Here is a 26151-nt window from a genome sequence, read left to right as displayed (position 1 = left end):
ATCAATAAGCTTCTGATCTTTGTCAGATTACCATGGCCCCGTTATGAATTTTAAGATCTTCTTTAACAACTTAAACCGGTTGCTGCCGTGGTTGGTGATCACGGTTCTGTTTATGTCATTTGGTTTGAGCGCGGCTGGGCAGTCCGGCAAATCCGGATATAACGACGCAGCCCGGCAGCGGTTATTAATCCGCATCACTGCGCAGTATCTTCATACGATCAGTCAGGGCCAAATCGATATGGATAGTGCCATACGTATTCCGTGCAGCGTGTATGGGTTGAGTCCGCTGCTGGCTTATAATGAGGGATATAGTGACGGAAGCCTATCGGGTGGTTCCAAACTGTTGAGCTTGGGGAAAGTTAGCGAGGCGAAAGCGTTACTGGCTAAATTAAATAATTCAGCCCGGATTAGATTATTGATCGAACTGGGCAGTCACTTTGTCTTTTTACCAGGTACTAAAAAAGAAGATCTTCATCAGGCAACTAAATACATAGACGAAGCAGTAAAATTAAGTAAATCAGAATCTGTCCAGTGGAAAATTGAAAGTTTGACGCTTCGGGCTTATCTGCTTGATCAATCCGGATTTAAAGAAGAAAGTGAAAAACAATTTTCTGAGATTGTAAGGCTATGTGAGCATGCAGGAAACGAACCAGCCTTAGCCCGGGCGTTACTGCGTGCAGGAGAAATACTCCGGTACGGTGATCCCGGCAGGTTACCAAGATTTGAAAAGGCACTTTCAATTTTCCAAAGAAAACATATGAAAGAGCACGAAATTGAAACACTGTCGCTGATCAATATTGAGAATTTTGTTGGCAAGCGTTATGATCAGGCAGAGAAGCTTTTAATCAGGATTATCAGTCTTCAGTCGGCCATACATTTTCGCCAGCAACAATATCCTTATGATGCACTTTCCTGGCTGGCTTACAGGAAAGGGGCTCTTAGGAATGCATTGAGTTACTCAAACAAAAGTCTGGCGAGTGTAACCTCTAAGGCTGATTCTGTATTTATTAGTTTGTTTTATACAAGAAGAGCAGGTGTCTACGACCGTCTTTTTAAATATAAAGAAGCACTGTCATGGTACGATAAAGGGTTGGAAAACAAAACACCAGCTACAAAATTGTACTGGTACAGATCCGTGATAGGCAAGGTTGCAACGCTTAACAATATCAGTAGAGCCAAAGAAGCATTGGAACTGCTTACAGAGGCCGAGAATCAATATCCTCCTACTACTTATTTCGAACAGATGCACTTTGCATTATTACTGGGAATCACCTACGAGAATCTGAAAAAATTCGATCTTGCAGAGAAAAATTACAATATTTTTTTGATCATGGCCGAAAAGTTTCCGGTTGAATATGTTCATGATGAATTTCCAGCCGCATTTTTCCAGATTTCTTCATTTTACCGGGTAATTGGTAAAACAGGCAGGGCCAGAGAACTGCTCGAACAGGGAAAAGATTTTGTCTCCACATTTGACATTCTTGGGAAGGGAAATTATTTCTATAATCTTTATAAGCTTGACTCCACAGACGGCAGGTATCTGGATGCTATCAAAAACCTCAACCTAAGCTACCAGTTTACAGATTCTGTATTTAGTAATGAACAAAGAAAAAGTGCTGGTGAATTACTGGTAAAGTATGAGGCAGAGAAAAAAGATAAGGATATAAAACTGTTAAACAGCCAGAATCAATTGCAGCGTATCCGAACTGCCCAGGCCGACAGAACAAAAAATATAACCCTGGCTGGCCTGGTACTTTTGTTAATCATCATTGGGTTACTGCTCAATCGTTACTCTATAAAACAAAGAAACAATCAGAAACTTGAAACTAAGCAAAAAGAACTAGAGGCAAATCAGAAAGAACTGGATCAGAAAAATTTCTATCTTCAAACACTGAATTCTGAGCAGGAAAAACTGCTTAAAGAAAAAGAGTGGCTTATCAGGGAGGTTCATCACCGGGTGAAAAATAATCTTCAGATGGTAACCAGTTTGCTCAATTCGCAATCTGCATATCTGGAGGATGATTCGGCTGTTGTGGCTGTTAAGGACAGCCTCCGGAGGATGCAGGCTATGTCGCTGATCCATCAGAAGCTTTATCTGGATGAGAATACTTCGCAGATTGCCATGCCGGAATATATTGAGGAGCTGGTGGGTTATCTGCATGAAAGTTTTGACACGGATAACCGTATCACTTTTGAACAAAATATTGAACCGACCTATCTTGATGTAGCGCAGGCTATTCCGCTCGGCCTGATCATCAATGAAAGCATTGTTAACGCCATCAAATATGCATTTCTTAATGAGCAGCATGGACGTGTCTGCGTATATTTGCACCGGGACGAACACGATTTTTTATTACTTAGGATATCGGATAACGGCATTGGTTTACCCCAGGGGCTGGATTTGTTAGAAAATAATTCATTGGGACTTGACTTGATGCAGGGGCTGACCAAACAACTGAAGGGCAGTTTTAAAATAGAAAGCAACCAGGGCGTGCATATTACAGTGAGATTTCCCGGACTAAGGAAATGATCAGTGAAGCCTTAAAAATTTTGTAATCAGTTTATGAATGATAAAGTACTTATTGTAGAGGATGAATTTATTGTGGCCAACGATCTGCGGGTAATATTAAAACAGGCTGGTTACAGGGTGAGCGGGATTGCCGCCTCGGTCGAAGAGGCTGAGGAGATGCTGCAAAAGAATAAACCGGATCTTGTACTTGTGGATATACGGTTGGATGGTAAACAATCCGGGATTGACTTTGCTAAAAAACTGAAAGCGGAAAATATCGCTTTTGTTTACATATCCGCCAATTCCAGTCAGGAGATTCTTGAAGAGGCAAAAGCTACCGATCCCTACGGATTTATTGTCAAGCCATTCAGAGAAAAAGATCTTTTGGTAACAATTGATATTGCCCTGTACCGTCATAAGCACAGCCTTGAATCAAAGTTTCGTTTGGAGGAACTTTTGCAAAAACAGCTTTCTGAAATAACTGCCAATACTTTAGATAACCAGGAAAGATTATTGAGAATCGCCAGGGCTCTGCAAGTTCATATTCCGTTTGATCTGATAGCCTGCAGCCCCAGGCCGCTAAATGTGGCAGAATTTGAAGATAAAGCATATCTGCGGGTCGGCTTTGATGAATATCAGTTTATTGGAAAAAAGGAACTGATGACAATCGCTAACCTGAAAGAAACTGGTTTTTCTCAAATAATTGAGAACAGTGGTTTTGAAAGGGAGACGATTTATTTTGGTGAAATATTATCCGAAAAGTCTGATATTATATCGTTACAAAAACTACTAAGTGATTCTTTCAGGCTTCGGTCTTTGCTGGTTTTTCCTGTTGAGATAAGCACCGGGAATTTTGTTGATTATTTCTTTTACAGCCGCCAGCAGAATATTTATACTAAAAGTCACGCCGAATTATTGAAGCGTTTGAAGACGTATTTAGGTGAAGTATCTTCAAAAAAAATTGATGAAAATAGGCCGGCAACCTTGACAATTGCCAAACCACGCACTGAAAATAACAAACTGGGTGATGCAGTATTTGTTCCCGGATTCAAAGGTATAGTCGGGAGTCATCCTCTGCTATTATCCGCGTTAGACCAAACCATGCAGGTGGCGCCTTACAACACTTCGGTTTTAATACTGGGTGAAAGTGGAACAGGAAAAGAAAATGTTGCCCAATCCATTCACGCGCTCTCGACAAGAAAAAATGGACCATTTGTAAAAGTAAATTGCGCGGCTATTCCTGCCTTGTTGATTGAATCAGAATTATTCGGTCATGAAAAAGGCTCGTTTACCGGTGCAACTGAAAAAAGAAAAGGGAAATTCGAACAAGCTGAAGGAGGAACTATATTTCTGGATGAGATTGGAGAGCTGCCCCTTGACATGCAGGTTAAACTTTTAAGGGTTTTACAGGAAAAAGAAATTGAGTATGTGGGAAGCAGCGCAACAAAAAAGGTGAATGTCCGAATCATTGCCGCTACAAACCGTAACCTGGAAAAGGAAGTGGCCCATGGGACTTTCAGGCTCGATCTTTATTACCGCCTGAATGTTTTTCCCATAACTTTGCCTCCGTTACGGGAAAGAAAAAGCGACATAGAAGCGTTGACATTATTTTTTGCAGACAAGTTTTGCAAAGAATTCGGGAAAATATTTTACGGTGTTGCAGAATCAATGCTGGAAGAAATGCAAGCCTATGACTGGCCGGGCAATGTTCGGGAACTTGTCAATGTTCTGGAGCAGTCTGTGATTCTCAATGACGGTAAATCAAAATTACAATTAAAGCGGAGCCTGAGATTTGCAGAAGCGGAACTATCAGGTAAGACAAGCATAACAACGCTTGAAGATGTAAAGCATATTCAAAGAGAAACAGAAAGAGATTATATCATCTCCATTCTCAAAAAAGCCAATGGAGTAGTACGCGGAGCACGTGGCGCTGCGGAATTACTAAATATAAAGCCAACGACGCTGGAATCTAAAATGGCAAAATTGGGAATCAGAAAGGATGATTTCATCAACCAGTCAGCAAATGAATAGCGTTTATGAACCAGCGTGTCCTCCGAAATTACCGGAGCCTTTAAAGAAAAGCTCCGATTATTTCGGAGCTTCACATCGGAAATGACTTTAATAATTTTTCCTTTTGTTTTGTAAATATTTGATTGTGTGTGATTTGTAAAATCATTGAAATCATTTCCTGGTTTTGTGTCTCATGGCATATGTTTGGTTACTGTAACTCTTGAAATTGAAGTAACACATCAAACCTAATGTAACCCTCATGGATTCAAAACCTAATGTAAAAACAGCAGTTTTCATTAACGACAAGGGCCAGACTATTTTTTACAGAAACTGGATCAATGATACGGGTAAGCCAAAAGGTATTGTGATCGTGGTCCACGGGCTAAATTCTCATAGCGGATATTATCACAACTTTGCAGCACAACTCGTCGAAAACGATTATGAAGTATATGCCATCGATCTGGGCGGCCGTGGAGAATCCGAAGGGGAGCGTTACTATATTTCGGATTATAATGAAGTTATTGATGATATTGACCGGTTGGTAAATATTGTAACCTGCGAACATCCGACTTTACCTTTGTTTCTTTTGGGCCATAGCGCAGGTGGCGTTTTTGCTTCGGTTTACGCTGCGCTTCACCAGGCAAAATTAAAAGGTCTTATCTGTGAAAGCTTTGCATTTGATCTTCCTGTGCCTGCATTTGCACTGGCCTTTATCAGATTCCTTAGCCATATTATCCCTCACGCAAGGCTGGTCAAGTTAAAAAATGAGGATTTTTCCCGTGACCAATCCGTAGTGGATAAAATGAACAACGATCCTTTGCTTGCAAACGAAAAACAACCTACCAGAACGATGCAGCAACTGCTGCTTGCGGGTGAATTTTTAAAAAACAAAATGTCTGAAATCAGACTTCCCCTGCTTATACTGCATGGCACTGCCGACAAAGCCACCAACCCCGTCGGAAGTCAGTATTTTCTTGATCATGCGTCCTCAAATGATAAGCAGCTGAAACTTTATGAGGGGCATTACCATGATCTGCTCAATGACAAATACAATGGAATTATTGTAAAAGACATTCTGCGCTGGTTGCAGGATAGGCTTTGATTAAATATAATTTTTTGACCCGTTATGATCCATTAAACCCATAATTGCTTTGACAAATCCCATAACATCCTCGAACCTGATTCACAGGCTACCTCAATTTCCAGCTTACGGAAGCGAACCTGTTGAGATCAATGCACTTAGCACAGAGTACTTTTTTATGCGCCAGGCCCGACAAGAGCAAATAGTTGAAATGATCTGGATTACCAAAGGTCATTTTCAAATCATGTTCGACCTGGAAACATTCGAAGTCACAAGCGGCATGATTGTTTTTCTCTTACCCAGCCAGGCATTTTATGTCAAATCTGCTGCCGATCTGGAAGGGCTTATTATCCGTTTCCCGGTTACATTTATTCCGGCAGAGCTTAACTCTCCCTATCCTAATCTTGCCTATTGTATTTCGCGTATTTTCCAGGTCGATGGGTTGACAACAACCAACATCATGAGTGTAATCCAATGTATGCGTCAGGAGCTAACCAGTCCTCACAGTCAGAAGATGGAAGTGCTTTCGGGGTACATGAAGATTATTCTGATCTATTTACTCAGGCAGCGGTCCATCGTTTATCATTCTTCCTTTAAATCAGATTTAACAACATTGGCAAGAAGATTTCTAGATCTCCTGGAAAGACGTTATCATATCTGTAAAAAAGTGAGTGAATATGCCGATGAACTCGCTGTAACTCCCAATTATTTAAACCAGATCGTCAAACAGGAAACCGGGATGACTGCCAGTGCCAATATCAGAAGACGGTTGTTATTGCAAGCCAAACGAATGGCCATAATCCAGGGCAATAGTATGAAGACGGTCGCTTATAAACTTGGCTTTGAAGACACGGCTCATTTCAGCAAATTTTTTAAAATGGGATGCGGCTGCAACTTTACAGATTACCGAAAAACCTGCACGACTGATTTTTAATATCACTGGGGCACCTGTTCTTTTATCTCAATTATACGTATATCTATTAACGTTTGTATCAATCTGTCATATTTAAAGAGATCTTCAACATAATATCAAAATTATAAAAGCAAACGGATGCATGAGTTTTTAAAAGCCTTTCTTGATTTGGTAAACAAAGATGTGGTGCTTGACCAGAAAACTAAAAATCTGATTGGTAATAATTGCAAACCTGTCAGAATTAGAAAGAGCGAGTTGCTTTTAAATGCAGGAGAAATCTGCAAGGATATCTACTTTATGGTTGATGGCAGGGCGATTTCGTATTTCACAGATTATGACGGAAAAACCAAAACCTGGTTTTTTCATCATAGCCAACCCGGTGCACCCGTTAAAAATTTATTTGCGGTAGATTACCGGAGCTTTTTATCCGGAGTGCCATCCAAAATGTCTATACAGACAACCTCAGAAGTAAATGCTGTAAAATTCTCAAAAGAAGTAGTCGATCTGCTGATTGAAAATTCGGAAATTTTTGCAGTCTGGATGAGAAAATTACATGAACGCAGCCTGATAGTGGCTTATGATAGAATTACGACTTTATTAACCTTAACTGCTACCGAACGTTATCTGAAGTTTTTAAATGACGAGGCTTACCTTTTGGATATGTTCTCCAACTACCATATCGCAACTTACCTGCACGTAACCCCGCAATCACTCAGCCGAATCAGAAAGAGGGTGCACCTGTCTGTCCTGTGATTTACATCATGACAGCACGTTTTTGAAATTTTTAAATAATCTACCTATCCGTATAAACGGAGACTTTTTATGATCGTAAAGAAAAACATATCGCTGAAATCAATTTTGGAATTTACCGGTTATCACTTGCTGTGGCTGGCTGGGTGGATGTCGTTTGTGACAATCGGGTGCCATATTTTGAATTGGGAATTGCTGGAATTTTCCTGGTTGCCATTGCCGTTGATTGGGACTGCGGTGGTATTTTATATCGGATTTAAAAATAATCAGTCATACGATAGGCTTTGGGAGGCGAGGAAATTATGGAGTGAAATAACCAATAGCAGCAGAGTGCTGGCAACGATGGTCAGACACTACCGGTCAGGGGAAATGAGTGAAATTCAGGAAGATGAGATACGGCGACAAATCGTGTTTCGTCATATTGCCTATATTTATCAACTTCGCGATCAACTGCTGCAGCCCGCTGTGTGGGAAAATCTAAGTCAGAAAAGTTACTGGGGAACCGGATATTATAACCGTCGGCACCGTGATAAGCTTCACAAGAGTTTTGCGAAAGAATTAGAGGAAATTGCTAAAAAGAAATACCTTCCGGCTGAAGAAAGTGTCAATTTGCAGCATTACAAAAATAAAGCCGTACAGTTATTGAACATGCAAACAGAAATGATCCAGCAGCTCTATGACGGTAAGGCCATTAACATGATTCAGCAAATAGAGCTGCAGTCTGCTGTTAAAAATTTTTATGATGGTCAAGGGAAGATGGAACGTATCAAGCAGTCGCCTTTTCCAAGAGAGTATTCATCTTTCAGTTTTATATTTATATGCATATTTATTCTATTGCTGCCCTTCGGACTGATCAGTGAGTTCAGCAGGTTAGGTAAGGCGGGAATCTGGCTGACTATACCGGTCGGGATCGTTATTGGCTGGATATTTGTGGCAATGGAAATGATCAGCGACTACTGTGAAAATCCGTTTGAAGGATTGCGCAGCGATACTCCGATGCTTTCGATATGCCGGGAAATAGAGATTAATATGCTTCAAACGATTGGGGAAAAGAATATTCCCGCACCCATTACACCAAAAAACCATGTCTTGATCTGACATGGTTTTTTGGTGTAATATTTATCATGGAGCACGCGCACGTTTTACACTTTTAAGCGCCTCATGAAATCGCGGATTTTTTTGGAGATAGCCAGACCTTCCTCTTCAAGAGCAAAATGTCCGGTATCAAAGGTGTAATATTCGGCATTTTCTACATCTTGAAGATAGGCTTTTGCGCCAGGTTCCGGAAAGAATGGATCATTTTTGCCCCAGGTGATGAGCATCGGTGGCTGATTATCCCTGAGGTACTGCTGCCATTTTGGATAAAGTTCCAGATTAGTCTTGTAATCATATAACAGATCCAACTGTGCACGGTCATTGCCAGGTCTTGATATTTTTGCGAAATCAAGGTTCCAATTGTCGGGGCTGATATTTTCGGGATTTTTTGATCCGAATGTATATTGCCATCTGATGCTTTCGAGCGTGAACATCGCCCGCATTGGCGATTCTGTTTCAGGAGTTCTGGTTTTCCAGAATTTTCTGGATTCGGCAAAGCCCTCGCTTAATCCTTCCTCATAGGCATTCCCGTTTTGCACTATGAACGCCCGGACTCTTTCTGGATGGGCAGTCGCAATTCGGTAGCCCACTGGTGCTCCGTAATCCTGAATCATCAGCACATACGATGTCAAATTCAGGCTTTCCAAAAATTGGTCAATTATATTTGAAATGTTGTCAAAAGTGTACTGGAAATCATCCGGAGATGGAAAATCGCTGTTGCCAAAACCAGGATAATCTGGTGCTATAAGATGAAATTCATCGGACAGTTCGAGAAGTAAACGCCTGTACATATGTGATGATGTAGGAAAACCATGCAGCAGCACAATGGTTTCCTTTAATGGATCGCCAGCCTCACGATAAAATATCTTCAGACCGCCGACCTGAAGATATTTGTAAGATGTTTTTTTGTTGGACATTTTGATAAATGGTGTTAGACCAGCTTGTTTGTTAATAAAGATTTAAGACGATCACAAAAACCGTCTGATAAAAGTACCGGCTATGGGGTTTTATGTAAAGGTCACAATGCGGTTAACATTTGTATAATTCAATTGTGGAGGGGTTAGAATAGCAGTGCAAAAAAAGTGATTGCTTAAAGATTATAGCAATCTAAACCACATTTGGATATCAGAAGATAATCTTCGGGCATCCGGATATCTGGCTCTTTCCGTTCTTGTTCGTTTTTTAGAATATAATAATCTTAACTGTGGGTAATTTGAGTGCCCGAGTCTGTTTTACTGACCTGATCGAATGAAAATTTGGCGGTTCTTCTGTTTTAAGATTTGATTGAAAATGTTAAATTTTATATCCAGTGAAAAACAAGACATTCCGTGTCAACTTCATGAGTGAAAAACTGATAGGAAGATAGGTTTTAAAGTAGCAATTGAATTTGACTAGAAGCGTGCTGATCTTGTTTTTGTGCCCGGCACCTATTTTTTATTATACAAAATTAACACTCAGAATGATCAGGTCTGGCAAGATCAGCAGGCACTTGCTGAGCCTTAGTTGTCAGGAAAGTCTTATTGAGTAAAGTGTCTTAACCCAATCAAAAATGTAAAGTTGTTTAACTCCTTTCTTTCCTGCTAATCTCAGAAAAATCAATAGTGTTTGCCAATCCAAGTTAAAATTGTTTAACTAAATAAAGCCTTTTATCAACGAACCGTACAAGATTATCAATCACTATCATGCTCGTTTCCCATAATTCCATATTCAGCCCTTAACAAATACTTTTCATATGGAAGTGCCTGCGTCTCAACATTGTTCCAGTTATAGCAGCGTTTCACTTCGAAAGATGCTACAACTAGAATCTCGCTTAGAGAGTAAACCAATCAGGGCACTAATCCTCTGATTTATTTTTAAGCAACATCAAAAGAGAATAAGCGCCTTTTACGACACAAAGCTGTTCGTCAAAATTTTCTTTGGTAATGATTTCTGTAAATCCGTTTTCGCTGGTACCGGTTTTTACCTGTTTCATTTCGAAATTATCTTTTCCTTTTGGAATAAAAACAAATTGCTTTTCTTCAAAGGTCACAATCGCATCATCAGGTAGCACAAGGACAGTCCTTCTGTTCAGTTCGATGTCAGCATTCATGAACATTCCGGGCAAAAGTCCCGGCTCATATTTTTCAAAATGGGAGTGGACCTCCGCAGTTCTTTCGATGGAAAGGTCCTTGCTGATCAGGATAATCTCACATTCATACTTTTTGCTAGGATTGTTGTTAGTATAAGCCAAAAGACGCTGTCCCTTTTTTATTTTATCAAGATCTTTTTCAAAAACTTTAAGCGCCAGGTGAATATCAGTCGGATTTATCAGTTCAAACAATACCTCCGTTGGTGATACATATTTCCCGATATTGACATTGACTTTGGAAACATAACCGTTGATAGGGGAGTAAATATTGACACTGCGCGAGATATTATCTTTCGACAATTTATCCGGATTAATACCTGCCAGGCGCAGTTTTTCGTAAAGCGATTTCATCATCACCTGCTGGCTGAAGTAATCCGATTCGGCCTGCTGGAATATTTTATCGCTGCTGGATTTATTTTTATTCAAATCCTTTTGACGCACATAATCGCTTTCAAGAAATGCTAACCGGGCTTTTCCTGTCAGATAATCCTGCTGCAATTGGATATACTGCTGGTCTTCCATAACGGCCAGAATTTCTCCTTTTTTCACCGGCGTGCCGGGTAAAAGCCGTGTTCTTTTCAAATAACCTCCCAGAGGCACGCTGATGGAAACAATGTTTTGCGGTGGTACATCAATTTTCCCGTTCAGTTTCAGAATTTCCGAAACCTGTTTTTTTTCAGGGAGTGACAACTTAATGCCGGCATTCTGAATTTGTTCTTTATTAAGCGAAGCAATATTCTCATTTGCTGGTTTTTCTGTTTCAGGAGATTGGTGTTCTTCCTTTTCTGAACAGGATAACACGGTGATGACGATTGCTGCAAAGATCAGATATTTCATAGCAGGCTTTTTAGTTTTCAAGGTAATAACTTAGGTCAATGGCTTTGCTGTTCAGGCTGTTGACCATGTCCAGATAATTGCTTTGGATGCTGGCAGCCTGACTGATCAGCTGCGCCCATTGCAGATAATTGATATTGCCGCCGGCGAGCTGCTCCTTGGCCGCTCTGGTGATCAGCGACGCATTGGCTAGTCCTGTTGTTTCGTAATACTGCACGGCAGTCAGGAATTTCCTGTACTGGGTCAGGGCCGCTAAATACTGAGATTTCAGCGACTGGGCACTAGCCTGATAACTTTGACGTGTAATATCCTGATTGATCCTTGCACTGTTGATCCGGGCCTTCTGGGCTCCTGCAAAAATTGGAATACCCACACCGATCTGCGCGGATTGAAAGCGCTGTGAAGCCGAATAGGTTTTATCATTTGCACCGGTTCCACGCATGCTCATATTATTGTAGCCCACATTTAGCTGTGGCAAAAGTTTTGATTTTTCGACAGCAATGCTCGCGGCGGCTATTTGCTGCTGCTGCATCAAATAGCGCATCTGTGGATGATTGGCCAGCGAAGTTGAATCCAGGCCGGCTGCAAACACATAGCGGTCTTCCGTTTTGGGCTGAAAATCGGTTGTGGTATTCAATAGTAACTGAAATTGTAACCTGGATAAATTCAGGTCAGATTCAAGCTGCTGGCTTTGCATCCGGATTTCTGCCAGCTGAGATTCCACCATGGTTTTTTCCAGAATATCACTTTCTCCCTTTTCAAACCTCTGCTGGGCTCTCTGGTAAAAACCACTATAAAGACTATCAAGCGATTTCAAAAGTTCTCTTTTTTTATTTTGAAAAATAAAAAGATAATAAACCTGCGCTATATTTCTTTTCAGCTCGCTTTCCCGAACGGCCACGTTCAGTACGCTGGATGCAAGTTCGCTTTGCAGAAGGTTTTTTTGTTTGGCATAAACAACAGGTAGGCTGAACGACTGCGCTATATTAATGCGGGTATCAGTGTAAAAACTGTTAATTTGCCCGCCTTCCAGTTGCACCGTTGTCTGCGGAACAACTGCTGCCGTTTTTACCAGGGCTTTCTGATATTCCGTGCGAAGTTTTTCGGTTTTCAGGTTTTGGTTATTGGCAATGGCCATTTGCTGAGCAGTTTTCAGATCGATCCTGTTTTGTGAAAAACTTTTGGAAGGATTTATAACGGAAAGAACCGGGATGATCAGCAGTAACAAGGCTCCTTTACTGATATCTTTAAATTTAAAACCGTTTTCGAAAAACATATAGAGAACCGGAAGAACAAAAAGTGTCAGAAATGTTGCTACCAGAAGTCCGCCGATCACTACCGTTGCCAATGGTCGTTGCACTTCGGCTCCTGCGCCGTTGCTGATCGCCATGGGGAAAAAGCCGAGCGAAGCCACAAATGCAGTCATCAGAACCGGTCGTAGTCTGTGCTGGGTGCCTTGCAAAACAGCTGCTTTAATGCTTTTTCCCTCTTCTTTTCTGATTCGGTTAAATTCAGCGACCAGCACAATGCCGTTCAGAACGGCTACGCCAAAAAGGGCTATAAATCCGATGCCTGCGCTGATGCTGAATGGCATACCGCGCAAGGCAAGGAAAAAGATACCGCCGATTGCAGATAGCGGTATGGCTGAGTAAATCAGTAAACCATCTTTTACTGAATTAAAGGCAAAAAACAGCAGCACAAAGATCAGCAAGAGCGAAACGGGTACCGCTACCATCAGGCGCTGCTTTGCCGCATTCAGGTTTTCAAATGATCCGCCATAGGTTACGTAATAACCGGTAGCAAGTTTAAGGTTCTGATTCACTTTGGTTTGCAGCTCAGTAACAATGCTTTGGACATCTCGTCCTGAAATATTAAATCCAACAACTATACGTCTTTTGGAATCTTCCCGCTGTATCTGATTGGGACCATTCAGTATTTTAACTTCCGCCAGTTGATTAAGCGGAATCTGATTGCCATTGGCAGTAGAAATCAGCAGATTCTGAATATCTTCAAGATTTTTCTTCTGTTCGCCGCGTAATCTGACAACCAGTTCAAATCGTTTCTCCCCTTCGAAAACCATTCCGGTACTCTGCCCGGCAAGAGCTGTGTTGACAATCTTGTTAATCGCGGTGATGTTCAAACCATATTGGGCTAGCGCATTACGGTTATAGCGTATGGTGATTTGCGGCATACCTGAAACAGCTTCTACATATAAATTTTTTGTCCCTTCTACTTTGTTGACCATCATACCGAGTTTTTTCGCGTACAAAGCCAGCGTGTCCAAATCTTCTCCGAAAATCTTGCAGACAACATCCTGTCTGGCTCCGGTCATTAGCTCATTAAAACGCATCTGAACCGGAAATTGAAATCCTGCCGTGATGCCTGGTACGGCTTTAAGTGCTTGGCTCATTTTATCAGAAAGTTCAGGAAAAGTTTTAGCGGATGTCCACTGACTTTTATCTTTCAGGATCACCATCATGTCACTGGCCTCCATCGGCATGGGATCTGTTGGCACCTCTCCGCTGCCTATTTTAGTTACCACTTTCAACACTTCCGGAAACTGCGCTTTCAGAATATGGGCTGCTTTTTGCGTATTTTCAATGGTAGTTGTAAGGCTGCTTCCGGTTAACACACGTGTATCCACAGCGAAATCACCTTCTTCAAGAGCCGGAATAAATTCTCCGCCCAAAGTCGTCAGTACGTAAACGGCGCAGCCAAAAAGGATTAGTACCGAAGCCAGGATCATTTTCGGATGGCGGATTACGCCCTCCAATCCATATCTGTATTTCTTCGAAAGTCTATCCATGATCCGGTCAGAAAGTCCTGGTTCTTTTTTGATCTTTTTACTTAAAAATACCGCGCTCATCATCGGGATATAGGTGAGTGATAAAATGAAGGCGCCCAAAAGTGCAAACGCAACGGTTTGGGCCATCGGTTTGAACATTTTTCCTTCAATTCCCTGCAAGGTGAAAATGGGCAGATAAACGATCAAGATGATAACCTGGCCAAAAACGGCACTGTTCATCATCCGTTCGGCGGATTCGTTCACTTCCTCATCCATTTGTGTTTGAGAAATGCTCACCAGTCCGGCGAATTTTTTGTTGTGCGTGATGTGGTGCATCACCGCCTCAACGATAATCACCGCCCCGTCTACAATCAAGCCAAAATCCAGCGCGCCGAGACTCATCAAATTTCCACTGACACCAAAGGTGTTCATCATGATCACAGCAAAAAGCATCGCCAGTGGGATCACTGAAGCTACCAGCAAACCGGCTCTTAAATTGCCGAGGAAAAGCACCAGTACGAAAACGACGATCAACGCGCCTTCCAAAAGATTTTTTTCAACGGTACCGATGGCGTTATGAACCATTTTGGTGCGGTCCAGAAAAGGCTCGATCACAACACCCTCCGGCAAAGTTTTCTGGACTTGGGCAACTCTTTCCTTAACATTTTTAATTACTTCACTGCTGTTAGCTCCTTTCAGCATCATCACAACCGCGCCTGAAACCTCACCTTTGTGGTTATAACACATCGCTCCATAACGGGTGGCGAAACCGGTTTTTACTTCTGCAACGTCCCGGATGAAAAGCGGCTGTCCATCCGCAAGATTTTTGACTGCAATGTTTTTGATATCATCCAGATTTTCAACCAAACCTTCGCTGCGGATGAACAGCACGGTAGGGCCTTTTTCAATATAAGCACCTCCGGTATTTTCATTGTTACTCTGAAGTGCGGAAAAAACATCATTGATCGTGATTCCGTAGGACAAAAGTTTATCGGGATCAATCTCAATAGAAAACTGTTTTAATTTCCCGCCAAAACTGCTGACCTCGGCCACGCCTTTAACACCCAGAAGCTGACGCCGCACGATCCAGTCCTGAATGGTGCGAAGATCCGTTTCATTGTAACGGTGTTCATACCCTTCTTTGGGACGGACTACATATTGATAAATTTCCCCAAGCCCGGTGCTGATCGGACCTAATTCGGGCGTGCCGATACCCTGCGGGATCAGCGTCTGTACTTTTAAAAGTCGCTCTGAAACCTGCTGTCTGGCCCAGTAAATATCGGTAGCATCATCAAAAACGATGGTGACAAGGGACAAGCCAAAACGGGAAAAACTTCGGATTTCTTTCAGCCCGGCAATATTGTTATTGGCCTGTTCAATCGGGAAAGTTACCAGCCTTTCAATATCGGTTGCGCCAAAAGAAGGAGCAACCGTGATAACCTGCACCTGATTATTTGTGATATCCGGGACGGCGTCTATGGGCAACCTTGTCAATTCAAAGCCTCCATAGATTACCAGGCCTATGACAAACAGACCCACGATGAGCTTGTTGCCAACGGCAAACCCAATAATTTTGTTAAGCATATTTTTTCTATCTAAATCTGCAATTAGAGATAAATGCAACTTTTCACAGCGTTGAACGCTGCGTGCATTGGGAAATCATTAATGATTCAGAGGGACTTTGGCGGCTGCCAGATATTGGAAAGAACAAAGGAAAGAAGCGCTCCGTCCTTGTAAGTAAACACCTGTTTTTGCAGGAAAAACGATGGATTTATTTTAAAAATATACGACTGGATTACTGCCATCGGTGCAATCCAGATATTTCCGGACGTGTGATCCGTATTGGTTTTAAACGGCAGTTTTTTATCGAGATCGTAATCGGCATTATCTGTAATGCTTTCTGCGTAATGCGCTGTCAGAAATTCAAAAAATGTGATGCTGCTATCCCATTTCTTATGCTGCTGAAAATGATGCAGCAGCACAGGAAGTTTTACAAGCTCGACCAACTCGGAAGTTGAAAGCAGGTAAATCATCAGAAACGATATAGAAATGAGTTTTTTCAAACCGTTAGCAGCTTTTTTACTTGTGAAAATAGTTAAAATTTAACCGGATATATTATTTGTATTTCAAGCCTTTTAGGAGTCAAGACAAATTTGTTCTTCACGGCAATGGACTCAGCAATTTTAGCCAAAACCAGAGTAGGAACCTCAATTTTATGATCCGTTAGTTTTATGTCAAAATTAGAAGTCAGCGTGACTTGCCCTGCTGCGATACTGATCTGCCCTTTAAAAGTTCTGTTTTGTTTTACACCATGCATATCCAGAATTCCATCCACATTAACTGCATAATTCCCATCCTTGCTGTAATCTACCGGTTCTTTTATTTTTCCGGTAAAAACTGCCGATGGATATTTCTCGGTCTCCATATAGTTTTCATTGAAATGTTCTTCCATCAGCTTGTTTGGGAAATGAAAACCTCGCTGCGGCATCTTAACTGCAATCTCACCATTAGAAGTATTAAGGATCACGAGTACCTGATTATTCACAGCGGCAATATTTTCAAGCGCTGTTTCAGAAAAAAAGCTGGTCTGACCTGTTTTTGTCATATATAACTGTCCAAAACAGGTGATTGCAATCAGCTGGCTGATCATCAAAGCCAGCATGATCCGGAAGGTTTTAGTAAGCATTTGATCTGCGTTTTCTGTTCTTGTCAAAACTGAATGTCCTTGAAATGTTAAAACCGTAGAAAATATCGCCGTTGTTCCACTTTCCGGTGGTTTGTCCGATAAACTGTTTCTCAATCATTCCTCTTGAATTTGTCAGGTGAAGCTGGAATACGTGGCCGCCTGTTTCGATATCAAAACCAAGTGATAATGTATTGGTGAATCTCGGATCCCGTTGGGTTGTACCGGCGAAACTTTTTGGCGTATACCAGTATTCCACATTAAACGATGTCCGCTTGGTAAGTTTATAGCGCCCGCCCATGCCCAGCGAATAGATGGTATTGGCATCGATCTGATTCTCAGCCAGGTTTCTATGAGCGACTGTCGGACTTAACTGAATCGATAGTTTCTCATTAAATTTCCTGGCAATAAGTGCCTGAAAGGTATAAGTCTGGCGCTGCATAATGGTATAAAAAGGCAGCTCTGTGGAAGAAGTGGTCGAATTATGCGCATCACTGGCAAAAAGAGTTACTGATACCGGCATATTTCTGGCTCCCGTAGATTGTTTTAAAAGCCTGTATTTGGCAAAAATATCGATCGTTTTTTGATAACTGCTTCTGCCAATACCGATCATAAGCCGGTCTGTTAATCCATATTCCAAGGCCAGACGAATCTGCGCTTCGTCTAAACCAAAAAAGTTTTGCGCTCCTGAATTCACAGCGCCAAACCGGTGGGAAATCAGGAAATCCAAGTTGTTTTTTCCAACCGTTTCAACAGAATGACCGTTAATGATCCGGGTTCCTTTGAAGGTAGCTGCGCTGTAATTCACAACCGAATCCTGAACCTGGTCAAGCTCTTTTAACAGATCGCTCTGAGCGAAAACGGTACGGCTGGTCAGAATCATCCCCATGACAAAAAGTCTTTTCAACATAATAACACAAGTTTTAGATTAGGCAGTTACAGTCAGAATATTTCCGTTAAGGGTGGTGGTATAAACGGCAATGCCCTTTTTTCCCTCACCGTTCAGCCCTTTTCCTGTATTATCGTATTTGGCGCCATGGGCTGTGCAGTAAAAATGATCAGTCTGGTAGGTAATCTGATTTTTCCCTTCGTGACTGCATGTAAGCGTAGCGGCAATGAAGGCGCCGGTATTACTCCGGGCGATCACAACGCCATCTTTAATTACATAACCGCCATTTGTTTTCAATGCGGCGTTTTCAGAAGATGTCAGATCCAGCGTAAGATTCGTAGGAGCAGGGTTGACACGGTCGTTGGTACAGGATTGCAGGTGTCCGGCAAAATAAACGGCTGCCAGGGCAGATCCTGCAAAACCAATTTTTCTTAAAAATTCGTGACGGTTGATATTGGAAGTGCCTTTTTTGATCTCCATGAAGTTTTGCGGGTTAAATAATGATCTCTTAACAGATCAAATATAGTTGTCCGATTCTTAATGGTTCCTAAGGGATTTCTTAAGGTTTGCTTAAGAATTAAAAGTAAGACTTACCGTAGTTCCTTTGTCAAGACTACTCTGAATTGAAAAGGTAATTAACAGCAGCTCACACATGCGCTTGACAATGGAAAGACCAAGTCCGCTGCCTTTGATCTCCGGGTGGCCAAGCGGATTGGAACGATAAAAGGGTTCTTTGATTTTTTCAATTTCCCAGGGTGCTATACCAATCCCGTCATCAATGATTTTATAAACCAGGGCATGTTTTTGCGGACGTATCTCAATGATTACATGACCCGTATGCTTGGAGTATTTTACGGCATTGGAAATAAGATTTTCAATGATGATATCGGTCATATACGGATCAGAGTATACGACATAACGTTCATCGGTTTGCAGCGATATGGAAAGCTCTTTATCCAGTATCCTTTCCTGCTGCCGGATCAAAATTGTTTCTGTGAGTTCTGACAGGTCAATTTTTTGTAGGTCCATTGCCTTTTTCTGGCTTTCAAATCGAGCTAACAGAAGTAGTTGGTCTACCAGATAATTTATTCGGTTAATTTCATTGATACAATATGCAACCTTGTCGATGTATTCTTCCGCAGTTCTGGGTTTTCTTATCAGAACTTCCAGTGTTCCCTTGATGACGGCCAGGGGTGTTCTGAGCTCATGGGACGCATCAGAAGTAAACTGTTTTTCACGTTCCACGGCGTTCTCGATGCGGTCCATCAGGGCGTTAATGGTAATTACCAGCTTTTCAAGTTCATCCTTGCGAGCCGGTATGGCAATGCGCGCCGAGAGGTTTTCGTTTGTAATTTTATCTGCCGTATCAATCACGCTAAGCACGGGCTCGATACTGCGGCCGGCAATAAAACGTGTGATTAAAAATAAAAGCAGAAGTACTGCCGGAAGTGAGATCAGAAGAACGGTCTGCAAATTAGACATGACTTTTTCTGATTCGTCGATCGGGATGGCAACAACCAGATAACCAACTTTACCGGATTTGCCTTTTACCACGATCTGCATCTGCCCGATACTTCTTCCCAGGAGTTTGGTACGGAAAAACTGCATGTCTGGTTTTGATAAATCTGCCCTTAATTCATCGGTTTTTAAGTTCGGAGATTTGTCAATGACTTTGCCGTCAAGGCCCGAAAGCTGGACAAAGACCGGGTTTATTTCCAGAAAAAGATGCTCTTTTTCAAGCCATTCAATTTTATCTTCAAAAAAAGGAATTCCATTTTTTATTCCCAATTCCTGCAAATGCTCACGGGCCTCAAAATTCAGATCTTTTTCAAGTCTACCAAAAACGGTAAGATTGACAATCGTATAGACGAGCACAAAAACCACAGCGATCATTAACGCCGTGCTGAGCGTGAAATTGAGTGCAATTTTGTTTTTAAAAGAAGTGGTCATGTACCGTGTCCTCAATAAATATCTTTGGCTATGTATCCAACGCCCCGGATAGTTTGTATGTAATCTTCTTCTTTGGCGAGTTTTAATTTTTTACGAAGCGAGTTGATGTATACATCAATCACACCGGTATTGTATTCAAAATGAATGTCCCAGACACTTTCGATGATACGGGATCTTCGACACACTTTCCCTTTGTTGCGCACAAGATATTCCAGAAGACCGAATTCTTTTTGGGTAAGTTTAATTTCTTCCTGTTGCTTAAAGACCTGATGTGAATGCGTATTGATACTTATCGGGCCTAAGGTAAACTCTGCCTGTTCGCCCGTTTGCGGCCTAAGCTGCACTTTTATTCTTTCCAAGAGCTCCTCAAAGCTGAACGGTTTTTTTATATAGTCATTTGCTCCGGCCTGAAGACCGAAAATAGTATCCTGAACAGTATCCCGGGCAGTCAGAAAAATCACAGGGGTTTTAGGCCGGGATTTTCTAAACTCTCGGCACACGTCGATCCCGCTTCTGCCAGGTAGCATCCAGTCAATTAAAAGCAGGTCATATTCTCCTGAGAGGGCTAACTGCAGTCCCTTATGGCCATCCATAGCCGTGTCAACCGCGTAGGATTCCTCTTCAAGTCCTTGTTTTAGAAAATTCAATATGCCTGTTTCATCTTCTATGATCAGAATTCTCATATCTGTTTTTGTTAAGAGGAATTAACTTTTGGGCAATGGCAATTTGATATATCTTAATTTCTGGTAAAGTAAGCATTAGCAAACGGTTATCTATTTGAAATTATTCTTAAGATCATCTTAAAAGTTATTTTTGGGACTAAACAACCTGTTTCATCAAAAAAAATGTAAAGTTCGGACTTCCTGAGTTCAAGCCGGTTTTCAAAACTATTTCGTACAAATATTTATCTCACTCAGATCCACATGAAATGAGGATGGTAAATTAGCCCGGACGAAAGTATGTGGGCTCATTTCAATAGAACAAAGTCGAGTATCATGCAGGCCAGTTTATAAAAACAAAAATGTCTGCAAGTAGTTTTTAAATATATTTATAGAGAAAAACCGCAACCTTTGCAGATCACATAATGGTTTCAAACCGTTTAAGATAGCCTAACATATTGATGGAAATCCCGATTAAAAACAAGCTCAACGAAAAAGAGCTTTTCAGAATAAAGAGAATGAAGGAGGTGATTAAAACCACCCATCCGCACGGACACAAGGATTACCTTGAAATCATCTATCTGCAGCAGGGCGCGGGCGTGCACCAGATCGATCATAACCGTTTTGCAGTTAAACCTGGCAGCCTTTACCTGGTTATGCCTGGCCAGGTTCATAGCTGGGAGCTGACAGAAATTCCCAAAGGTTATGTTGCGATGATCCAAAAGGATTTTTTGCTGGACCATTCACTTTATGACACTCTTTTCCAAACTTTTCCACTACTGTTTTCGAGTTGCTTTGAGCTTAAAGAGGCGGATGAAACCTTTAGCCGCATTTTTAAAAGTATTGAAGAGGAATATATCAAAGAGGAAGCTAATTATAGTGCAGTCATTCAGACTTATCTTTTGCTGATATTCAATTTACTGAAACGTCAGGCCAACACCAGTCATGTAGCTTCTTATCCTGTACTGCTTAAAAATTACTTTACAATGCTGGATCAGGAATTTAAAACGAACCATGAGACAGCATTCTATGCAAATCGTTTAAATATTACGCAGAAAACCCTTAATACCAATTGCAGAAAATATCTTGGCAAGACGGCCACAGCCGTGATCAGTGAAAAGTTAACGGCAGAATCAAAAAAACTACTCTTGTATTCTTCGAAAAACCTGGGCGAAATTGCTTACGAACTTGGTTTTGCAGATGCTTCACACTTTAATAAGTTTTTCAAGCGGCAGACAGGCGTTCTGCCAGGTGTATATCGTAAAGGAATTTCCTGAATGTACCAGAAATGCGCGCTAATGTACAAAGTCTACTAAATTTATAGGGTTAAATTTGCCATTCTGCTCAAACAACAGGAAAGGTAATTTACTCACGATGAAAGTAGCTGTATTTACATTAACATTTTTGTTCATATCGATGGTCTCAATTCGGGCGCAAAGCAGCTTTACCATAAGTGGTAGTGTAGCCGACCGGTTAACAGGCCAACCCTTGGCTTTCTGCTCCATAGCAATTTATAAGAGTCAGGATTCTACCTTGGTGGCAGGTGTACTGACTGACGAAAATGGCATTTACAAAATTGGCAATGTTGATTTGGGGCGCTACTATATGCAGGCAAAATACATTGGATACAGTAAAATTGTTTTAGCCTTACCGGATTTAGCGGACGGGCAAACCCAGCTGAATTTGCCGGCCATTGCCATGGAGCCGGATCCAAGGACACTCAGTGCATTGAATGTAACAGCGCAGCGGCAGACTGTTGAAAATAAAATAGACCGGCAGGTTTACCGCGCCGATAAATTTCTGAGCAGCCAGGGAGGGACAGCTATTGATGTATTAAAAAATACTCCATCTGTTACGGTAAACAGTGAAGGAGACATTACACTGCGGGGTTCTTCGGGATTTTTGGTTCTTCTCAATGGAAAACCTGTCCAGGCCGATCCTTCTGCCATCCTTAATCAGATTCCGGCTAATACCATTGAAAACATTGAGGTGATCACATCTCCTTCGGCACGTTTTGATCCGGATGGTAAAGCTGGAATTATCAATATAACAACCAGGACGGTCGCTGCCGGAAGCCGTTCACTTTCGGCTAATAGTCAGGCTGGTTTGCCTGCTTTGTACCGGTACGGAAATCTTCACAGCCCTCAGCGCTACGGTGCAGATGCAACATTTAACGTCCGTTCCAGCCACTGGGATTTCAATCTTAGCGGTAACTATTTACGTAACGACATCGCCGGCCGAAGAATAGGGGATGTCAACACGACTATCAATGATGTTTTTACCTCTTTTCCCTCAACCGGTGAGAGAAGTTTTGTCCGCTACAATTATACAGTGAGAAGCGCGGTTTCATTTACTCCAAATGCTCAAAATGTATTCTCTGCCGGCTTTTACAGAGGGTACCGGAAGCAGTCACGCCGTGCCGACCTAGTTTACAATAACATCAAAACCGACCTTGCCAGTGGCGAAGTTCTTGGCCGGATTACCTATTTTAATTCAAACCTCGCCCGTAAATCGGGAGGCGTCACACTAGGAAATCTGGACTACACACACACTTTTACCAATAAATCTTTTGCTGTTGTTTCCGGTCTTTTTGAACAGGGAAATATGGTGGGGTTGACGACAAACGTTAATCTTGATGAGCCAGACAGGCATAATATTTTGCAAAGCACCCGTAATCCCAGTACAAATCCGCTAAGAGCTTTTCGGCTCAGGGCAGATTATACACTGGCTATCGGAAAGGGAAAGTTTGAAACTGGCTATCAATACCGAAACCAGGTTCAAAAAGGAAACTTTCAGTACCTGGATCTTGACCTTGAAAGCGGATTGTTCATACTTGTTCCCGAATTTAGCAGCAGCACCAAAGTGATCAATCATATCCATGCTGTTTACGGGCAATATTCCGCCAAAACCGGAAAGTTTGACTATGTTGGCGGGCTTCATTATGAGTATGCTGCGCGCGCATTTACTGCAGGCAGTCAAAATACCCGCAACCTGAATTTGTCCAATCTTTTTCCAACGCTGAATTTACAATATCAGGTTAGTAAATCGTTTCGGGTCAAAGCCGGATATAGCAGGCGCGTACAGCGCTCGACCAACAACGAACTGAATCCATTCCCAGAGCGCGAGCATTCAGAAACGCTCGAATCAGGAGATCCCAATATTCTCCCCGAGTTTATTGATCTGACCGAAGTAGGCGGAGTTAAAGATTTTCAAAAAGGAAGTGTTTACGCTACGCTTTACAACCAGCGTATCAAAAATGTTGTCAACCGGGTGAATAGTGTATACAATGATACGATCTTAAACCGAATCTATACCAATGCGGGACTGGCAACTTCCTGGGGAATCGAGGCAGGAACTACACTGAATCTTACCAAATGGTGGCAATTTTATGGTGGAGGTAATGTTTACAACTATAAAATTAAAGGATCTCTTTTTAACAATAAGGTAGATGTCAATACTTCGAGTCTGGCTTATTCGGTTAATGCAAATACTACTTTCAAGTTTTCTGCCGGCTTTCAGCTCCAATTGGCGGTGAATTACCTTTCAAAAAGAGTTACAGCCCAGGGAGAAGATTCGCGTTTTATCACGCCGGGAGCTTCCGCTAAAAAAACATTTTTGAAAGGCAGGCTTGCGGCAACACTTCAATGGCAAAATATCGATTTGGGCTTGTTTGGTTCCAATAAGCAAAGGATAACAACTTTTGGGAAAGACTTTTTTACGACAACCAATTACATTCAGGAGACCGATATTTTTCTTATTAACCTAAGCTACAACCTAAACCAAACTTCGAAGAAAGCTAAACTTCCTTCGAGTGAGTTTGGTGAAAAAGAGTTTTGATCACTTTACTTTTTAGACCGGAGGTCCAGGTTGTGGAATACGAAAATGCGAAGCACGTTATTGCTGTTAAAATGATTTCCCGAAGGAAGCTGCTGAAACTGGTTCATATAACCGGCCTGCACATTAAGCCCTTTTGTAAACTGATAACCAAGTCCGACAAAAAAGCGGTTTTGATCAAACAGGTTGTAGGTAATCTGTTTGCCTGCATTGATATGGATCTCATCGTTGAAGGCAAAAAACAGGGTATTAGGTTCTAAAAAATCCCGGTTCAAAGGCACCATCAGATTCAAAAGATAACGAAACCTGAAATTGAAGTTTGAGCCGTTTTGCAGCTGGTCATTCGAAATTTTTCTGTTAAACCGTTCCTCTAAACGTATCCATTGCTGGGTCTGCAAACGCTTTTGCTTGCTGGTCCAAAGGACCTGTTGCCATAGTCTGTTTTCTGGCCTTACGGTATGAAGTCCTGCCGCAGGGAAACTACGAGCATAGGTGTAGCCGGCGGTAAAACGAAGATGATCATTAGCATAATAAGTGATTCCCGGACGAATAAGCTGGGCGGACCAGCGGTCGAGGAATTCTGTCCTGCGGGCGTGAACGTCTAGCCAGATGCCCCACTTATCTGTAAGTCTGGTTTGATTAAAATAACCCAGCCATACACCGCTTTGTTTATTAATCTGTTTTTGACCAAACACAGGAATCGTAAAAAATAGAAGGGAAAGAAGGAAATATTTTTTCATAAGGGATGTTGATATGGATACCTTAAAAATAGGTTTTTAGTAAAAAGCCAATGATGGCAGCGGCAAGTATCAGATAAGGTTCTTGTATTTTTTTTACATAGATCAGCGCAAGAATTGTAAAAATCGCCATGATGCCGGAGGGTATATCGACGATGGAGCGGGTTGCTATCACAAATACAGAACCCACCAGGGCTCCGACAACAGCAGCTGTAATTCCATCTACAAAGGCCTTGATGCTACCATTTTTTGCGATCTTTTTGAAATAAGGTGCCGGTAGCACTGTGAAGACATAACAAGGAAGAAAAACACCAGCGGCCGCCACAAGAGCACCTGCAAATCCGGACACCAGATAGCCGATAAATCCGACGGTAATCACAACAGGCCCGGGTGTAATCATCGCCACTGCTACCGAATCCAGAAATTGTTTCTCATTGAGCCAGCCCATCTGGTCGACAACGCCTGCCTGTAAAAAAGGGATAATCGCCAGTCCGCTGCCAAAAACAAAGGCGCCGGCTTTGGTAAAAAACCAACCGATTTTTAAGAGCTGTAAAGGCTCATATTGCCAGAAACCAATTCCAGTTAAAAACACGGTTGAGAATGCTGTTCCTTTCTTGATCAGCCATTTCGGCGGTGCTTTAACCGCCATGTAAATAAAACCCATCAATATAAAAAGATAGACTTCTTCGCGCTGGGTGATTGCGGTAACGATCGCCATAACTGTAAAGAAAATCCATAAAAGCCACCGGCCTTTGATGGCTAAAATTTCGAGCTTACTCACTGATTTAATTGTGAGTTTGTAACAACTTAGTGTAATGATGCCAATGACCGAAGCGCCAACACCGTAAAAAACGGCCTGCATCCAAGGCAAGCCGCCATAAAGTTTATAGGCCATTCCCAGCAAAACGACCATCACAAAAGAGGGGAGTACAAAGGCTAGTCCGGTCAAAGTTGCGCCCAAAACTCCATAATGCACATAACCTAGATAGATCCCAAGCTGAGCCGCCAGAGGGCCAGGGGCAAGCTGAGCCAATGCCAGCCCTTCGCGGTACTCATCTTCACTGATCCATTTCCGGTCTTCTACCAAATCCCGGTGCATGTATCCGATTAGTGCCACCGGCCCCCCAAATCCCAATGTTCCCAGTTTTAAAAAATAACGGGTAAGATCGCCAAGGCTGTATTGGGTGGTTTGTACATCAGTTACGGTTTCCATACGCTTTTTAGTTTTTGAAGAGTTCCATGCAGTATCCGTCAGCAGATCCAAAAATTGTTGACATACAAATGGGGTTATTAC

At 42.0% G+C, this 26151-nt stretch carries 19 protein-coding genes; 8 read left to right on the top strand and 11 right to left on the bottom strand.

Annotated elements, in window-relative coordinates; genetic code table 11:
- Positions 1 to 43 precede the first annotated feature (43 nt).
- The 6 genes from IEE83_RS15310 (at position 44) to IEE83_RS15285 (ending at position 8361) form a co-directional block, all read left to right on the top strand.
- Entirely contained in the window at positions 44 to 2530 is a 2487-nt protein-coding gene (locus IEE83_RS15310; RefSeq protein ID WP_228101826.1) for a tetratricopeptide repeat-containing sensor histidine kinase, read from the top strand.
- A 33-nt stretch (positions 2531 to 2563) separates the two neighbouring features.
- Positions 2564 to 4540, top strand: coding sequence for a sigma 54-interacting response regulator (locus tag IEE83_RS15305; protein WP_194121413.1), 1977 nt, complete (start codon positions 2564 to 2566; stop codon positions 4538 to 4540).
- A 238-nt stretch (positions 4541 to 4778) separates the two neighbouring features.
- A complete protein-coding gene (locus IEE83_RS15300) occupies positions 4779 to 5621 on the top strand; it encodes an alpha/beta hydrolase (RefSeq protein ID WP_194121412.1) in 843 nt (280 codons plus the stop codon).
- A gap of 49 nt (positions 5622 to 5670) precedes the next feature.
- Complete coding sequence (locus IEE83_RS15295) at positions 5671 to 6534, top strand: AraC family transcriptional regulator (protein WP_228101825.1); 864 nt, start codon at positions 5671 to 5673, stop codon at positions 6532 to 6534.
- A 117-nt stretch (positions 6535 to 6651) separates the two neighbouring features.
- Positions 6652 to 7266: a Crp/Fnr family transcriptional regulator gene (locus tag IEE83_RS15290; protein WP_194121411.1), complete on the top strand. Its 615-nt coding sequence runs from the start codon at positions 6652 to 6654 to the stop codon at positions 7264 to 7266.
- A 69-nt stretch (positions 7267 to 7335) separates the two neighbouring features.
- On the top strand, positions 7336 to 8361 hold the full coding sequence (locus IEE83_RS15285) for a bestrophin family protein (RefSeq protein WP_194121410.1): 1026 nt from the start codon (positions 7336 to 7338) through the stop codon (positions 8359 to 8361).
- A 44-nt stretch (positions 8362 to 8405) separates the two neighbouring features.
- Here the strand turns inward: IEE83_RS15285 and IEE83_RS15280 are convergent, their stop codons facing one another.
- The 9 genes from IEE83_RS15280 to IEE83_RS15240 form a co-directional block, all read right to left on the bottom strand.
- Positions 8406 to 9275: an alpha/beta fold hydrolase gene (locus IEE83_RS15280; RefSeq protein ID WP_194121409.1), complete on the bottom strand. Its 870-nt coding sequence runs from the start codon at positions 9273 to 9275 to the stop codon at positions 8406 to 8408.
- A gap of 917 nt (positions 9276 to 10192) precedes the next feature.
- A complete protein-coding gene (locus IEE83_RS15275; RefSeq protein ID WP_194121408.1) occupies positions 10193 to 11323 on the bottom strand; it encodes an efflux RND transporter periplasmic adaptor subunit in 1131 nt (376 codons plus the stop codon).
- A 10-nt stretch (positions 11324 to 11333) separates the two neighbouring features.
- Entirely contained in the window at positions 11334 to 15689 is a 4356-nt protein-coding gene (locus tag IEE83_RS15270; protein ID WP_194121407.1) for a CusA/CzcA family heavy metal efflux RND transporter, read from the bottom strand.
- Between the two features lie 86 nt (positions 15690 to 15775).
- Positions 15776 to 16168 carry a hypothetical protein gene (locus tag IEE83_RS15265; protein ID WP_194121406.1) on the bottom strand — a complete coding sequence of 131 codons (393 nt, stop codon included), beginning with the start codon at positions 16166 to 16168 and terminating at the stop codon, positions 15776 to 15778.
- Between the two features lie 32 nt (positions 16169 to 16200).
- On the bottom strand, positions 16201 to 16791 hold the full coding sequence (locus IEE83_RS15260) for a YceI family protein (RefSeq protein WP_228101824.1): 591 nt from the start codon (positions 16789 to 16791) through the stop codon (positions 16201 to 16203).
- The gene (locus IEE83_RS15255; protein ID WP_194121405.1) at positions 16781 to 17698 is read right to left on the bottom strand and encodes a DUF5777 family beta-barrel protein; all 918 of its coding nucleotides are present in this window, start codon (positions 17696 to 17698) and stop codon (positions 16781 to 16783) included. The genes IEE83_RS15260 and IEE83_RS15255 overlap by 11 nt, the downstream gene beginning before the upstream one ends.
- Before the next feature lie 18 nt (positions 17699 to 17716).
- A complete protein-coding gene (locus tag IEE83_RS15250) occupies positions 17717 to 18157 on the bottom strand; it encodes a QcrA and Rieske domain-containing protein (protein WP_194121404.1) in 441 nt (146 codons plus the stop codon).
- A gap of 90 nt (positions 18158 to 18247) precedes the next feature.
- Positions 18248 to 19627, bottom strand: a complete 1380-nt coding sequence (locus IEE83_RS15245; protein ID WP_194121403.1) for a sensor histidine kinase — start codon at positions 19625 to 19627, stop codon at positions 18248 to 18250.
- A gap of 11 nt (positions 19628 to 19638) precedes the next feature.
- Positions 19639 to 20310: a response regulator transcription factor gene (locus IEE83_RS15240; RefSeq protein WP_194121402.1), complete on the bottom strand. Its 672-nt coding sequence runs from the start codon at positions 20308 to 20310 to the stop codon at positions 19639 to 19641.
- A 437-nt stretch (positions 20311 to 20747) separates the two neighbouring features.
- Here IEE83_RS15240 and IEE83_RS15235 point away from each other — a divergent pair, with 437 nt between their 5' ends.
- Positions 20748 to 21563: an AraC family transcriptional regulator gene (locus IEE83_RS15235; RefSeq protein ID WP_194121401.1), complete on the top strand. Its 816-nt coding sequence runs from the start codon at positions 20748 to 20750 to the stop codon at positions 21561 to 21563.
- A gap of 97 nt (positions 21564 to 21660) precedes the next feature.
- A complete protein-coding gene (locus IEE83_RS15230; protein WP_194121400.1) occupies positions 21661 to 24123 on the top strand; it encodes a TonB-dependent receptor domain-containing protein in 2463 nt (820 codons plus the stop codon).
- 5 nt (positions 24124 to 24128) lie between these two features.
- Here IEE83_RS15230 and IEE83_RS15225 read toward each other — a convergent pair whose 3' ends face one another.
- Both IEE83_RS15225 and IEE83_RS15220 read right to left on the bottom strand, forming a co-directional pair.
- A complete protein-coding gene (locus IEE83_RS15225; RefSeq protein ID WP_194121399.1) occupies positions 24129 to 24860 on the bottom strand; it encodes a DUF2490 domain-containing protein in 732 nt (243 codons plus the stop codon).
- A 22-nt stretch (positions 24861 to 24882) separates the two neighbouring features.
- Positions 24883 to 26070 carry a chromate transporter gene (locus IEE83_RS15220; RefSeq protein ID WP_194121398.1) on the bottom strand — a complete coding sequence of 396 codons (1188 nt, stop codon included), beginning with the start codon at positions 26068 to 26070 and terminating at the stop codon, positions 24883 to 24885.
- Positions 26071 to 26151: the final 81 nt, after the last annotated feature.

Origin of the sequence: Dyadobacter subterraneus, from assembly GCF_015221875.1 — a bacterium.
Classification (GTDB): Bacteria; Bacteroidota; Bacteroidia; order Cytophagales; family Spirosomataceae; genus Dyadobacter; species Dyadobacter subterraneus.
The sequence above is the reverse complement of the archived record's forward strand: the minus strand, read 5'-3'. Positions and strand labels throughout refer to the sequence as shown.